Genomic DNA, 14,056 nt, shown 5'->3' on the forward strand with positions numbered 1-14,056 from the left:
TGCCCGCGTAGTTGTCCGGGTCATTTGCGAGAACAAGAAATATGGAACGGCGCTTGAAGTAGAGCGCTACTGTCGCGACCACATGTAACATGGGGAATGTTAGATGCCAGTAATCGAAGAGCTAAAGCCGAACGTGCTGACGCGGGAGCGCCCGCCGTCGCGCTGGAAAAATCGTTGGCGCATGAAAGCGGCCTATGTTCGCCTCAAGTGTACTCAGTGCGGAGCAGATGAAGCGCACTTATTTGGCGTCACCTTTCTAACGCCGCATTGCATGATATGGCCGACACGTGACGTTGCCGAAACTATGGCGGCGCAAGAGCAACCTATTTGGTACGACATAGTCGAATACGTTGGAGCGGAGGAATGCTAGTAAAACGCTCCGACTTTCCCGGCCCCAATGGCGAGCGCAATTATTTGATATGTTGCGATTGGGCGAAGTACCCGCGACCTCGCAACACCGGCAAGGGTATTCGCGGCGTCATACACGAAGGCTCGTATGAGTGGATTGCCAAGCGTCACGGCGTCACTCAACGCGTCTGTATTGGCGTTGTGTGGCGCTGGCGCAATCTCTTGAAGCGTCGCGGTAAGAAGCTGCAACTTAGTTGCGAACCCTTCCGCCCGCGCACCAGCTACTAAAAAATAAATGTCGGCCTCCGCCGTCGCCGCTTATCGCAAGCGGCGCAAAGCCCTTGGGCTTGTCGATAGCTCACGCCGCAATCGTAAAGAACACGACGCCGCTTACCGCGAGCGCCGCGAAAAACCGTTCGTTGGTTGCGACGGAGAAGGCGCGGGCGTCGATGACTTAGGGCGGCAAAACTATTTGTTGTTTCGGATGGGCGAACGCGAACTGTTCCGCGACGGGGCGCGGCTCGAAACAGAAGAGTTGCTAGACTTCATTTGCGACGCGGACGCTAACGCAATCCATGTTGGCTTCGCGTTCGGCTATGACGTGACAATGATTTTGCGGGACTTGTCACCGCAACAACAGAAGAGGTTATTTGAACCGAAGTTGTTTGGCCCTGGACATTCGCCTTACGTGTGGTTCGGCAATTTTGACATTGATTATTTGCCGCGCAATTATCTCAAGGTCCGCCGCGTCAAACGCATGATTATTGACGGGCGTGAAATCCGCGTTCCGGTCAAGGGTTCGCAACGAACGATTTACGAGACGTTCGGCTTTTTTCAAAAGTCGTTTCTAAAAGTCATCGGCGAATTTGACGTTGGCTCAATCGCAGAGCGAGAGCTAATCGCCGCTAACAAAGCGCGGCGTGGCGACTTCGTTGAAATGACCGAAGAGGAACGCCGCTATTGCGCCCTCGAATGTCGAATGCTCGCGGAGCTAATGGAGAAGCTCCGCGACTATTGCGAGGCGGCGGACATACGCCCGCAGTCTTGGAGCGGCGCAGGCAAGCTAGCGTCGTCAATGCACTCCAAACATAAAACGCTTATTCGCAGCGAGACGGATGCAATCGTACCGGTTGGCGTCCGCGACTTGGCGAACCTCGCTTACTACGGCGGGCGTTTCGAGATCACTCAAATAGGCCATATCAAACAGCCGGTTTATGAATACGACATTCGCTCCGCGTACCCCGCCGCAATGCTCAAGCTTCCGTGTCTTGAACATGGGCGCTGGATTGAAACGGACGGCGCAACACTCACGAAGTTAGGCGACGGAGAAATCTATGTCGCAGCCGTGCAATTCAAATCCGACAATCTCAAAGCCGACCAATGGTGCAAGCTTGGCGGTTTTCCGGTTCGCTCAAAACCTGGACACTTGTACTGGCCGCTAGAAGGCGGCGGCGTGTACTGGTCTCCTGAAATTGAGAGCGCCCGGCGCATGGGCTTCAAGGTGAAGTGCAAAGCCGGTTGGCGTTTTCAAAAAGTCTGCGATTGCGTTCCCTTCGCTTGGGTCAACGAGGCTTACGAGTACCGCCGTTCAATCGGTTCAAGTGGGCCGGGCTATCCAATGAAGCTTGGCATCAACAGTCTGTACGGAAAGCTAGCTCAGAGAAAGGGGAACGGGCGCTATCACAATATGATTTGGGCCGGACTAATTACGGCCTACACGCGAGCGCTATTGAATGACGGCGTAATGAAAGCGCCCGAACAAATCGTAATGCTCGCAACCGATGCACTTTACTCGCTCACGCCGTTAGACTTGCCGATAGGCGAACGCTTGGGAGAGTGGGAGCACGAAGAGCTAGAAGATTTGTTCATTGTACAACCCGGCCTCTATTGGAGCGCTTCCAAACGTAAGAAGAAATCGCGGGGCTTGTCTGGAAAATTCTTTGAAGACGTGAACGCGGACGGAGTGTCCCGAACTGAGGAGTTTGAAAATGAATGGTTGCGTTACAGAGATCGTTCTTTCGCAGCGTCTGGAAATGGTGCTCTATTTGAGCCTGACACTTTCCCTAGTCACGTTGTGCCTGTTCCTGGTTTCATTGGTCTTAGATTGGCGCTTGCTCGCAACCGTCCTGAACTCGCGGGAACGTGGGTTAACGAGACAAGAGAAATCAGTTTCGACTACCGCAACAAGAGGGCGCGTCACGAATGGGTACACGACAAAATACGAACGTCACCCAAACTCGGCGGACGTAATGTCCTGAGTTTGCCGCATCGGGAATTTTTGGCGGCGGGCGGAGCGGAGCCTTGGGAACGCTCAAGGCTTATGCTAGAGGAACAGCCGGACTACGTTGACCTAAGCGCACCCTACCAGGATTGATTGAACTCATGTCTGCTTTTATTCCCGCCGCTGTTCGCTACCCGTCGCCGCTCACGTCGCTCCCCGATCCGTGGAGCACGACGAACCCGCCGGAGGGTCCGCGAAAAATTCCGTGCGAAGTTCTTTGGACTTCAATGGGCGGCGTCAACAGAGCAATCTCGTTTGAGATTTACGGCGGCGGCACAGGTAGCGCTAACGACTTCTCTAAAGTCGCGGCGCTCTCCGTTGATAATTCCAAGTGTGGTGCAACGGTTCGCTTTATCTTTCCCGACGCGAACGAAACCGTGACCATTCCGGCTTACTCGCCGAAAGTCATTGTCCCGGTCTTCTCTCAATCTAACGCTTTCTATTTGATCGCCGAAGGGACGGTGCTCTCGCAAGACGTGACGCGGTTCATGCTTCACAACACAGTGCCGCCGCCAATCGCAATTCCAACGTCACAAGAACAAAGCGTTGCTTCCGTCATGGCGGTGAACGTTACCGGTGCGGCGTTGACGCAAGTTATTGCGACGGACGTTGACGGTACGCTTGAGTGCGGCTCGCTCGAATTTACGAGCACTATTAACGGAACGGCGTTTTCAACGACCGGTTATCACATGTTTGACGGGGCAGGCCGGACAATTATGAAAACGACTTGGGCCATGAACGGACAAGCCGACATTCCCGAGAACGTTCAATTGTGGAGCGTAAGCGGCGTTCACTTGCGCTTCTCCGGCGGCATCGCTATTCAGCAATCTTTGATCTACGGCGCAATGGACGTAAATCAGGTGTACATGAACGCGAACCTTTATTATCGCGCTGGTTAATTCGCAGCACTGGAGTTTAGGAGCATGGGCGGTGGTAAATCAGGAATGGAAGCGATGCTTCGATCCTTCGGCTTGGGCGAAGTCATGGATGCGGCTAATCAATTGGCTCAAAGCGGGGCCGTTCCTAAAGTCGTCGCCTTTGCTGAAAGCGTTGGACCTCTCGCCGTCGCTATCTTTCGCGCCGAAGCCAAGCTCGACGCTCTCGCGGCTCAAGCCGGTTCCAGTGCCCCCGATGGCGGACCTTGGGACGCTTACGATTGGGACGCCGCCGCTAGAGACGCTTGGCGGAAGTCCGTTGCCGGAAGCGTTGCAAGCGGACGTGGCGACGCTGGCGGGCATAGTAACGGACCTATCATTGAGGGTCGCGCAATTGGAGGAACGCAATGACAGCCGTGGTAGTAGTAGACGCGGACCAAGTCCCTTCGCCGACTACTGATGAGACGCCGCCCGAAGCGGTGGAAGTCGTCACAGAAGCCGCCGTAGAGATCGCACAAATCGAAGCGGACAAAGAAGTAGCGATTGCGGAAATTAACGCCGAAGCCGCGACCGAACAAACTGAGGCGCATGTAGAAGCCGAGATTGCACGCAGTGAGGCAATCGCGGACGTAGCAACGGAGCATGACCAGTGGCGGACGAAAATGGAGCAGGACTTGGCGAGCCTTCAGGCGGGCGTGTCATCAATCCAAGAGACGCTGAAATCAGCGTCCCCGAACCCGTCGCCCGCAAACGTAGAGGCCGCTCCGACGCCGGTAAGCCAAGAGGCCCCAATAGCAGAACCGCAAGCGGCTCCGCCTCCACCGGAACCCGCGCCAAAAACCAAAAAGCAACGCTGGATTTAAGTTCTCTTCACGGCTTGCTTATCGGTACGTCGGCGCTTCTAGAAATGAAGATGGGCGTCGAAGGGCTGACACTTCAGCCGGAGGAAGCGGAGCGCTTTCTAACTGCGGCACAGAACGTGGCGCGTCACTACTCGGTAGAGACAACGCAACGCACTCTAGATTGGATTGCGTTTGCGGGCGTGTCCGTTCAGGTGTTCGGAACCCGCGCTATTGCGGTGGTTGTGTCCAAGTCCAAGGCGGGCCGTGGTGCGGCTCCGGCTCGCGCTCCGCGTGGGCCGGTTGCGCCGGACCCGGTGGTGAACGTTGACGGCACGCCTTACTCGCCCTCAGTTCCGCCCGGCCCAGATGGGGACGCTTTCAATTGAACGCGCCAACTCAGACCCCGCAGCCAGCACCGCCTCCGTTCATCCTGCCGGGGGCGGAGGATCGAACCGTAGTTGTTGGACCTACCGGCTCCGGCAAGACTGTTCTTGGCGCGTGGGTTCTGAGTGAGCAACACTTTCAGCGGCGTCCCTGGGTGGCCTTCGACTTCAAGGAGGAGGAACTGTGGGATGACGTTGGCTCGCCTCCAATGCGCCGCCTTCGCTTGGGCGACATGCCCGGCAAGCGTGGTCTTTATCGTTGCCGGGTGAACCCTGGGGACGATGACGTTTTAGAAGACATGCTTTGGAATATCTGGCGTAAAGGAAACATCGGTATCTTCTGCGATGAAGTTTCGCTCATGCCGCGCCAGGACGCTTTCAAAGCGATCCTAAGACAAGGACGCTCAAAACTCATCCCCGTAATTTCTTGCACTCAACGACCCGTAGATTGCGACCGGGAAGTTTTCACCGAAAGTCAAATCCGCGTCTTGTTTGGCATCGAGGACATGGCGCGAGATTATCCAATCATCAAAGGACTGTGGGGCGGCTTCGACGTGCGTAAGCCGCTCCCGTCGCATTGGTCCTATTGGTATGACGCCAAAAGGAAAGCGCTTCACACCTTGCGCCCTGTTCCGGCTCCGGCTATTGTCGCCGCGAAAATTCGGGCGGCGGCTCCGAGACAATTTAGCTTCGGCGGGTAATTCGTCGGGGCGTTGACTTCGGGAGTTGCCGCCTTGGAACGCACGCTTATCAGCATTACGCCCGTGAACTTTATCACGATTGGCTTAATGGCAATCGGTTCGTTTCTCCTCTTCGCCCTCGTGTATCAAGTCGTCGTGCAAGTCACTGGCGCTCGCCCAATTGCGGGCGGTGGCGCTGGCGCTCCGGCTGACATTCAGATTTTTGGCGGCGGCGATATCGACCCGGCATTTGGTTGAGCCATGCTGAATATAGAAATCATTCGTAACCCCTGGAATTGGGTCATCGTGTTTGGGATTAGCGTGCTCGCGTTGGCGCTGGTCTCTGTGCTGCAACCAACGCAATCAGCCTCCTAAAAGGAAAAGGGCACTTTCATTATGGCATCCCCGCAACCCGCTCCCCGCGCCAATCCCATGGCGCAGAACATGGCCGCTCGCTCGCTCATTCTTCGCGGTGGTCAAATTGGCGACATGTACTTTCCGCCCGCAATTGACGTGTGGCAACCTCAGAACCCCGTACTGCCGTCGTCGCCCGCTCCGGGTTCGGTGCTGACCTTCTACGTTCGCAACGTCGGCTTGGTGAAGCGTCTCGTGTGCCGCTTCAAGGCAACCGTTACGGCGGGCGCGACCTCGCAACAAAACCTCACCGCGTGGGGTCTCGCGAACTTCATTTCAAACGTGACGTTCTTCGACCTCGGCAACAACCAACGCATCAACACGACCGGTTGGCACTTGACGGCTATCGCTTCGGCGAAACGTCGTCGCGTGTTCGCTGCGGCCTACACGTCAGACACGCCGCTTGGCTACGGCAACATCAACAACCGGATTATGTACGCGCCGTCGTCAATCGCCGCGACGGTTGCAAGCGAGATCGACTTCCAACTTGAAATTCCGTTCGTGAAAAACGACGTTGACTTGCGCGGCGCGGTGTACGCCGACGTGACGCAAGCGACCATGCAAGTTCAGATCACGCTCAACCCCAACATGTTCGTCACTTCGACGGCGGACGCAACGCTTGCGATGTATCAAAGCGCCGGCACTGACTTGGCGACGCTCTCCAATCTCCAAGTCCAACTTTATCAAAACTATCTCGACCAACTGCCGCGCATTCGCGGCGTCCCGATCCTCCCGGAATTGGACGTTGGCACGGCCTACCTGTTGAACAACTCGGCGTCTGGTCTGCCGGTGGCGAACCAGGACAACGGCGCGGCGTTCATCAACGCTCGCACCTATGAAAGCGTGACGTTCGCCTACGACAACAACGGAACGTTGAACATCAACGGCACCGACTTGAACTATGTTCAACTTCAGTCGGCGAACTTCACAAACATCTACAATCTCGATGGAAAAATGCTCGGCCTCATGTGCCGGAACGTCATCATGGATGACTTCCCGATGGGCATGTACTACCTCGACTTCCGTCACCGCCCGATTGACACGAACCAGTACGGCAACATGCAACTGGTCATCAATCCGTCCAGCGTCGGCGGCTCCGGCGCGGTCATCCTCTACGGATGGGAAGCCTACGGCGTTATCGGCCTTGTCAACCAAGGCGGTTCAATCCCGATGGGCGGCGGCTAAGTCGCACAGGGCGCTTAAGTGTAGGGGGCGGCGGAAACTCCGCCCCCTTATCTCAAACGACTTGTACAAGAGGACCCCATGAACATTTTCGAGAACATGGCTGAAGTTTTGAAACAGCCTGTAGTCGGCGAGTTGGATTTGGGACACCTGTTCCTACTCGTCGGCTTGGTCATCGTCTTTATTGCGGTGTGGGCGTTCGTGCTCCGCGTCGCAAAGGGGACGGTCGAAACGGTTACGGAAGTCGTCACCGAAACAGTCACGTAAATAGAAGTCACGCAAAGAGGAACGCATGAAACTCTCCCTTGGTCTTATTGCCGTGTTTGTGCTCGGCTATGTCGTCGCCCGCTTCTTCCCGCAACCGGGTTCGCTGGTAGGTCTGCCGTAAGGCAGGCGAGGCTAGAGGCGTGAAGCAATCCAGCTTTATCGTTGGAGCACTGTTAGCCGCCTTCGTGCTGTTCATCGCAGCGCGAGGGCGGCTCCCGCTTTACGCTTCTGTTGTGTGGGGTCCAAAGCCTGAGCGTGCGTCCAGTGGCGGTGGCGGACTTCCGGGGCTTCCCAACATACCAATTCCAATTCCCGGCCTTCCGTTTCCTATCCCCGGCATTCCATTCCCCATTCCTATTCCGCTTCCTGACCTCGGGGACATTTTCGGCTAATGGGAATTGTCATCCTCATAATTGGCGTTGTCGTTATCATCGCCGCAATTCGAGACACGCACGAAAAGCTTTTCGGTGCGCTCGCTGAAGACGTGCCTGACTTCATGGTGTGGGGCGCTGCGGTGTTCGCAGTCGGGGCGCTTGGTTGGATACCAGGAATGAACCCGGTTTCGCGTGGTCTCCTTGCGCTGGTCATCGTCGTTATTGTGCTCGGCAATTATCAGGCGATCATTCAAGGCTTCTCGCAAGACGTTGGCGCAAGCGCGGACGCTCCGGCGCAATCGTCTGACAGTGGCAACTCTCCTTTAGGCGGTTCGCTTGGCGACGTGCTAGGTTCAATGGGCGGCGCTGGCGGTGCTGGCGGCGGTGGATTGAACACCGGCAACATTCTCGGTAACTTCGGTCTAGGCTCACAACCAAATCCGTGGATTTTGAACTGATATGGAAAAGCTAGCCGGTGCTCTCACTGCGATCCTTGGTGCAATCATTGTGGTTGCCATTGTGTCCGTGCTCGTCAGTAATAAGAGCCGCACGCCGGAAGCGCTTTCCGCTGCGGGCGGTTTCTTCTCGCGTGTCATCGCTGCGGCGGTGAACCCGGCGAACACCGCAGAGACAAACGGCAACCCCGAACTAGGGACGTTCTCGCTTCCGTCAATCATTGGCGGCGCATCGCTTGGAAGTGGATTAGGGGGCGGGCTACTCTCGTTCCCCAACGTTGGAGCATTCGCATGAACTCGTTTCTTGAAGGGCTGGTCACGATCATTCTCGCCATTGTGACCGTTGCACTCGTTGCCGTGCTGGTGAGTAAGAACGCACAGACGCCGCAAGTTGCCCAAAGCTTCTTCAGCGGCATCGGCAACACGCTTGGCGCTGCAATGTCGCCAGTGACCGGCGCGAACATTTCATACAACATGAGCTATCCCGGTAGCGGCTTCACCATGCCGTCACTGCCGACGTTCGGCGGCTAAGCTCAACACACGCGGAAGGCGCTAACATGTTTCAACTCGCTCGCACGTATGACCGTCCCGCCAATGGCGCGAACGCACAACGCGGTTTCCCCGCGCCGGGCGAGGGCGATCAAACATCGGGCGCGTTCGATCCGCCGCCCGCTGTTGTGCCGCGTCAACCGGAGCGCCCAACTAAGGGGCGTCCGTCGCTGTTCATGAAGAAAAGCGTTGGTGCTCGTCAGGGCTTCCCATCGCCGCTTGGCGATGAAGAGCGCCGCCCGCGTGGCTCAATGCCTAACGTCGTTCCGCAGTACGGGCGAAACATCGAAGTCGAAACGCCGTACTATGACCGGGGCGCTGCGGCCTACGTGCAGAACTACGGCAAGGTGCTGACCAATCCCATCGGCGGCGGCATTGTCGCGTTGCACCGCCCGCAGGCGAGCTACGGCCCTGCGGCTCAGTACTATGACCATGCGATTTGGTGGACCTCTCAAGCCGTCCCGACCACAGTCAATCTCCAAGGTCTCACCACGCCGGAAGCGCTCGCCGCCGTGCTTGGGCCAATCCAACTTCAAGCCGTCATGCGGGTGGGGTAAGAACTCATGGACATTCTCGGTTTCGCCAAGTCTCACCCGCTCTGGATTGCGGGCGGTATCTTCATTGTCGGCTTGCTCTTCTTGATGGGGCGCGGCGGCGGTGGCGGTTCTGGCGACGGTGGCATGGGCGCGTTCTATGCCGCGCAGAACGCCTCTAAAGTTTCCGGCGATCAAGTCGCTATCGCTCAAATCCAAGCGAACGCTCAGACCTCGATTGCAACGGGTTACTTCGGCTCGCAAAAAGATATCAATACGATTTGGGCGAGCAACCAATTGGCGAGCACGCAAATCCAAGCTCAGACCGCGAAGGACCTTGCACCATATCAAGTCAAGGCCGCGTATCTTCAGACGGTGCAGCAAGTGGCCTCGCAACCAGTGCAAACGACGACCTCGACAAAATCAAGTTCGGGTTTCTTCGGCATCGGCGCGAAGAGCAAGACGACGACTAGCGTCATTCCAAATCCGGCTTGGGACATGCTCTCACACATTGGCGATTTCTTTGATGACTTCGCGTTTCCGTCCGGCTGACGAATGGCGCTTAGTGCGTACAACCCCAACGACCCGGAACAGAATGCGTTCCTAGCTGCCCTCGCTCGCGGAGAGAGTGGGGGCGGCACTGGTTCTACGTGGCTTGGCTTCGGCGGCGTTGACCTTGCTGGCATGGCTCGCGATGCGTTCGGCTTCCCGCAATGGGAAGGCGCAACCACGTCAGCCGGACCAACGCACGCGGCGGGGACGTATCAATTTCAACCCGGCACATGGCGCGACATTGCCAACCGCTACGGTCTCGACTTCACGCGCCAATCCGATCAAAACGCGGGCGCTTGGTATCTCGCCGAAGAGACATACCACAATCGCACAGGGCGCTCGCTGGACGCCGATCTAGACGCGGGCGACTTCAGCCGCGTTGAAGGCGCTCTAGCTTCTATATGGCCTTCAGTGACCGGCAACGGTGCAAACCCTCAGGGACTTGTACAAGCTATCTTGGGCGCTGGAGGTAGCGAGGGTAAGCCATACGGAGACACCGGAAAAACCGAAGTTGAAGAACCGCGTTCACTCATGGATAATGTCGCGTCGTTTTTTACTCGCGGCGGCTTAATCATCGTGGGAGCCGTCGTTGTCTTTGTTGCCCTCTGGTTCATCCTTGCTGATACAGGTGCTGTTCCAAGCCCTACGCAAGTTGTTAAGTCCGCCGTCGCTGCCTGAGATCAATCTGCACGTTGAAATCAACCTTGATGGAGTTAGACAAGTGACCGATCGCTCAACTGAAAACGACCTTGAAGACTTGGACGAAGCGAGCGCCGCAGACATGAAGCAATTGCTTCTTGACTTGCTGCACATGGATAGGCTCGCACGCAACCAGGGACACACGCTCGTTGAAGTTTTGGTCAAGGCCGCACGCGATCAACTCGGCATTGACATTCGCCCGGCGCATGATCGGGGCGCGGTCACTCGCCGCGATTACAACCAGGACTAACGTAAATGGCTGAAGGCGACATTCTTCCCGGCTCCGCCGCGTTCATCGCTCCCGCTCCCGAAGTGAAGCGTTGGCGCTATTCGTTCGTCAACGGGCGTTCGCTCGCAACGTTCGATGGCGACATTCAGTTTGGTTCGATCATTGGCGGCGTCATTCGCACGCGGCTCACTGTGAACACCGCCGTTGCGGTGAACTACCAAACCGGAAGCGATGCCGTCAGCCTGTCAGCTTTCCTCGCCGGTTCTCCGGCTCGCACGTTCGCAGTCGCGTTCGCATTGCTCCGCGATTATGTGGACACGGCGGGCTACACTGTCACGTTGACCGGAACGTCATCCGCGCCAGTGACAGAGCGTCTAGTGGCGCTCGGCTATTTGGTCGGTCAGAAGTACGTCAACAGCTTCGTTATCGATTACTCGACGTGCGACCTCGTCACCGTGACCGGCTCGTCAATCGCCAATATCGGCAACATGGCGCAATGGAAAACGAAGAGCATTTCCAACGCTTCCGCCGAAGCCGCCGTGCAATGCTACGGCGGCGGCGATATGTGGATCAATCCCGGTGAAATGAAAGCCGCGACCACTGGTCACTTCCAAGCGGCGCAAGGTTCTATCCGCGTTACCGCTAACTACACAATCTCCGCCGCCGCGCCCTATCACGTTGTTGCGGAAGTCGGTGCGGGCTTCTTTGACTTTGGCGGTTACACCGTCACTCTGACAGGCGTTCAAAACTACACGACCGCTTTCGCAAACACAGGCGAGGGCGCGGGGCAGATCGCAATTCACTCGGTTGTGTTCAATATTGCCGCCGCAACTGTAACCGGTAAAAAATTCACCGTCACGGACGGCGGGGCAATCTCGCCACGCTCTAAGGCTATGTCGCTTCCGGGCGACGTTGTTGGTTCGTGGGATGAAGCCCAATACGAGGCGGGCTATCTTTACGGCGGGATCACTTCAAACAATGTAAGTGACGCAGCTAACGATATCGACTTCGCGGCGGGGACGTGCGTTGACAGCACTAACTCGCTCTTCATGCGTTGGACTTCGACCATTACGAAACGCACGGACGCGGCTTGGGCGGTTGGCTCCGGCAACGGCGGACTTGATACCGGCGCAGTGGGGAACGCAACCTATCATTGCTTCATTATCGCTCGCGATAGCGACGGCTTGATTGATGCGCTGTTTTCACTCTCGCCAACCGCGCCAACCATGCCAGCCGGTTGGACGGCAAAGCGCCGCGTTGCTTCGATCATTCGAGCGGGCGGACAAGTGTTGTCCTACACTCAAACGGGCGATCAATTCTCGCTCTTCATTTCAATACTCGATTACAATGCGACACCCGGCGCGACCACTGCCGCGACGCTCACGCTTGCGAGCGTTCCCACCGGCATTGTCGTTAACCCGATCCTTGGCGTTCAAGTTACGTCAGGCCCGACGACGAACGCGGGCGGCTTGTTGTCATCGCTCGACGTTCGCGACGACGCGGCGAACTCTGCGAACGCTCAGAGCTATATCAACGCGGCGAACACTAACGCCGCTATGACCCGCGTCACTGACTTGCGCACGGACACGTCAGCGCAAGTTCGCCGCCGCGTTCAACAAACCGACATGTCGCTTGTTGTTCGCACTTACGGTTGGGTCGATACTCGCGGAAGGCTTGCAGCATGATAGCTTCAATCGCTCTCGCTCTACTGCGTCACCTGTTGACGCTAGCCGGAACGTCCCTCACAACTTCGGGACTGTTTGAAGGCTCGGACGCTGACAAGTTCGTTGGTGCAATTCTTGTACTAGTGGCGCTCGGCTTCTCTGCCTTCGATAAGTGGAAACAACAGAAGGAACGCGACAATGGCCGGTAGCTATGTTTCGCAATTGGCTTCGGGTAAGATCAGCCCCGAAGTGTTCGTGCAGAAGTCCGCCGCGTGGTTCAAAGATCAGAAGATCATTCCGCAGGGCTCGCTGAACTGGTTGATTGAAGCGCTTGAAAAGCTTCTCATTGCCAAGGGCATTCCGTCGTTCGTCGCTGAAATTCTGACGAACGAATTGAAGGAAGTACTTGGCATCAATCCAGTACAACCGCCCTCAGGTTGACACGCCGGGCGAATGCCCTTTGGTTCTAGAGGAATGAGACCGCAGTAATGTCCGTTAGCCGACCCCATGCGAGCACTGCGACGCCACCGGTCTCACAGGATGCCCCGCCCGTTGCCGCCGCTGCGGGCGGGGCGTCCGCCTCCCTCCGGTGTAGAGATTGCGGCAACCTCGACTTGAGGCATTGCGAAACCCTGGACGCGAGTTACACATGGTGCGGCGCATGTGGCGTAAGACAAGGGTAGTGAAATGGACGCGGCGGAAATCGACATTGCAACGGCGGACGAAACAACCAAGGCTTACGTCCGCAAAGGCGTTATAGACGAAGCGGTAGCGAGGCTCCCCAAGCCGGGGCAACATCTAAACACCATGCCGAAGTGGTTGAGCGTCGGAGCAAGTCACACCGCAATCGCCGCTGGAAAGTGGGAGGATTGGAAAGATGCCGAGTTTACTGCGAACCCTTGAGGCGTTGGACGTTGCGGCGCGTCAGCAAGGTTCTAGCCTCGCTCAAATCCTCGCTCACGCGGGACGCTCGGGGCCGGGCGTTGACGTGTTCTTGCGTCGCCCCGTCGCAGACGTTACGATTGATCCTTCCGAAGCCGACTCATTAGAGGAGTTACAAAACGTCATGGGCCAACTCACCGAAGCCATTGCAGCGCTCACGCTGGAAGCCGAAGAGCAAAAGGGGCAACTCGCCTCCGTCGTCGTTTACGTCCAGGGCGTTCCCGGCCTCATCGCCGCCGCCGTTGCTCAAGCGCTCACCGAAGGCGGCATTGACGAAACCGCCGCCGCCGCCGCCGTCAACGCGGCTCGCCAAGCCGTCTCCGACAGCACGGACGCCGCCCTTGCTGCAATCGCCGCCAATCGCCCGGCAGGCGAGCCGGGGCCGGACGTGACCGTGGTCAACCCGACGCCGCCAGAAGGCACTGTAGAGCCGCGTGACACGCCTGCGGACCCGACCACGGCGGCAGGGGCAGGGCCGGACGTGACAACCGCGCCGGACACGCCACCGGTCACGCCGCCGACTGAGTAAGGCTCAGTCCAATGTCTTTGGATAGCCAAGCCCAAGAAAGGGCGAACATTCGGGAGTACGAAAAAGCCCGCAAGGCTTATCGGAGCGCCGCAATTGGAAGCGATGAAGAGAAAGCCGCTTACAAGAAGATGACCGAACTGGTTAGCAAAATCCCGAAGGATAAACTTCCGAAGACCGGAAATCGTTGGACTTAGTTTAGTCAGGTCCCCACAACCCCGCTGAGTTCAGTGACGTTAAGCCCGCCCTCCGAAATGGGGC

The 14,056-nt window shown here is 57.2% G+C and carries 20 protein-coding genes; all 20 read left to right on the forward strand.

The window, feature by feature from the left end:
- Positions 1-363 precede the first annotated feature (363 nt).
- The 20 genes from IPK79_01320 to IPK79_01415 all read left to right on the forward strand — a co-directional run bounded on the left by IPK79_01320 (position 364) and on the right by IPK79_01415 (position 13,798).
- Complete coding sequence (locus IPK79_01320; GenBank protein MBK8189076.1) at positions 364-636, forward strand: hypothetical protein; 273 nt, start codon at positions 364-366, stop codon at positions 634-636.
- A 7-nt stretch (positions 637-643) separates the two neighbouring features.
- A complete protein-coding gene (locus tag IPK79_01325; GenBank protein MBK8189077.1) occupies positions 644-2,722 on the forward strand; it encodes a hypothetical protein in 2,079 nt (692 codons plus the stop codon).
- 8 nt (positions 2,723-2,730) lie between these two features.
- Positions 2,731-3,528, forward strand: coding sequence for a hypothetical protein (locus tag IPK79_01330; protein ID MBK8189078.1), 798 nt, complete (start codon positions 2,731-2,733; stop codon positions 3,526-3,528).
- Positions 3,529-3,573: 45 nt separating this feature from the next.
- On the forward strand, positions 3,574-3,915 hold the full coding sequence (locus IPK79_01335; GenBank protein ID MBK8189079.1) for a hypothetical protein: 342 nt from the start codon (positions 3,574-3,576) through the stop codon (positions 3,913-3,915).
- Entirely contained in the window at positions 3,912-4,367 is a 456-nt protein-coding gene (locus tag IPK79_01340; GenBank protein ID MBK8189080.1) for a hypothetical protein, read from the forward strand. Before IPK79_01335 ends, IPK79_01340 begins: the two co-directional genes overlap by 4 nt.
- A gap of 50 nt (positions 4,368-4,417) precedes the next feature.
- Complete coding sequence (locus IPK79_01345; GenBank protein ID MBK8189081.1) at positions 4,418-4,732, forward strand: hypothetical protein; 315 nt, start codon at positions 4,418-4,420, stop codon at positions 4,730-4,732.
- Complete coding sequence (locus IPK79_01350) at positions 4,729-5,430, forward strand: hypothetical protein (protein ID MBK8189082.1); 702 nt, start codon at positions 4,729-4,731, stop codon at positions 5,428-5,430. Before IPK79_01345 ends, IPK79_01350 begins: the two co-directional genes overlap by 4 nt.
- A gap of 33 nt (positions 5,431-5,463) precedes the next feature.
- A complete protein-coding gene (locus IPK79_01355; GenBank protein MBK8189083.1) occupies positions 5,464-5,667 on the forward strand; it encodes a hypothetical protein in 204 nt (67 codons plus the stop codon).
- A gap of 138 nt (positions 5,668-5,805) precedes the next feature.
- Positions 5,806-7,008: a hypothetical protein gene (locus IPK79_01360; GenBank protein MBK8189084.1), complete on the forward strand. Its 1,203-nt coding sequence runs from the start codon at positions 5,806-5,808 to the stop codon at positions 7,006-7,008.
- A gap of 78 nt (positions 7,009-7,086) precedes the next feature.
- Positions 7,087-7,272 (forward strand): hypothetical protein, encoded by a 186-nt coding sequence (locus IPK79_01365; protein ID MBK8189085.1) that lies wholly within the window; start codon positions 7,087-7,089, stop codon positions 7,270-7,272.
- A gap of 391 nt (positions 7,273-7,663) precedes the next feature.
- Entirely contained in the window at positions 7,664-8,104 is a 441-nt protein-coding gene (locus IPK79_01370; protein ID MBK8189086.1) for a hypothetical protein, read from the forward strand.
- Between the two features lies 1 nt (position 8,105).
- Entirely contained in the window at positions 8,106-8,396 is a 291-nt protein-coding gene (locus tag IPK79_01375; GenBank protein ID MBK8189087.1) for a hypothetical protein, read from the forward strand.
- Positions 8,393-8,632: a hypothetical protein gene (locus tag IPK79_01380; protein MBK8189088.1), complete on the forward strand. Its 240-nt coding sequence runs from the start codon at positions 8,393-8,395 to the stop codon at positions 8,630-8,632. The genes IPK79_01375 and IPK79_01380 overlap by 4 nt, the downstream gene beginning before the upstream one ends.
- A 26-nt stretch (positions 8,633-8,658) precedes the next feature.
- Entirely contained in the window at positions 8,659-9,207 is a 549-nt protein-coding gene (locus tag IPK79_01385; protein MBK8189089.1) for a hypothetical protein, read from the forward strand.
- Between the two features lie 6 nt (positions 9,208-9,213).
- Positions 9,214-9,735: a hypothetical protein gene (locus IPK79_01390; protein ID MBK8189090.1), complete on the forward strand. Its 522-nt coding sequence runs from the start codon at positions 9,214-9,216 to the stop codon at positions 9,733-9,735.
- Between the two features lie 589 nt (positions 9,736-10,324).
- Positions 10,325-10,684, forward strand: a complete 360-nt coding sequence (locus tag IPK79_01395) for a hypothetical protein (protein MBK8189091.1) — start codon at positions 10,325-10,327, stop codon at positions 10,682-10,684.
- 5 nt (positions 10,685-10,689) lie between these two features.
- Positions 10,690-12,348: a hypothetical protein gene (locus IPK79_01400; GenBank protein MBK8189092.1), complete on the forward strand. Its 1,659-nt coding sequence runs from the start codon at positions 10,690-10,692 to the stop codon at positions 12,346-12,348.
- A gap of 177 nt (positions 12,349-12,525) precedes the next feature.
- On the forward strand, positions 12,526-12,768 hold the full coding sequence (locus tag IPK79_01405; GenBank protein ID MBK8189093.1) for a hypothetical protein: 243 nt from the start codon (positions 12,526-12,528) through the stop codon (positions 12,766-12,768).
- A gap of 246 nt (positions 12,769-13,014) precedes the next feature.
- On the forward strand, positions 13,015-13,230 hold the full coding sequence (locus IPK79_01410) for a hypothetical protein (protein MBK8189094.1): 216 nt from the start codon (positions 13,015-13,017) through the stop codon (positions 13,228-13,230).
- Positions 13,205-13,798 carry a hypothetical protein gene (locus tag IPK79_01415; GenBank protein ID MBK8189095.1) on the forward strand — a complete coding sequence of 198 codons (594 nt, stop codon included), beginning with the start codon at positions 13,205-13,207 and terminating at the stop codon, positions 13,796-13,798. The genes IPK79_01410 and IPK79_01415 overlap by 26 nt, the downstream gene beginning before the upstream one ends.
- Positions 13,799-14,056: the final 258 nt, after the last annotated feature.

The organism is Vampirovibrionales bacterium (assembly GCA_016712355.1).
GTDB lineage: Bacteria > Cyanobacteriota > Vampirovibrionia > Vampirovibrionales > Vampirovibrionaceae > JADJRF01.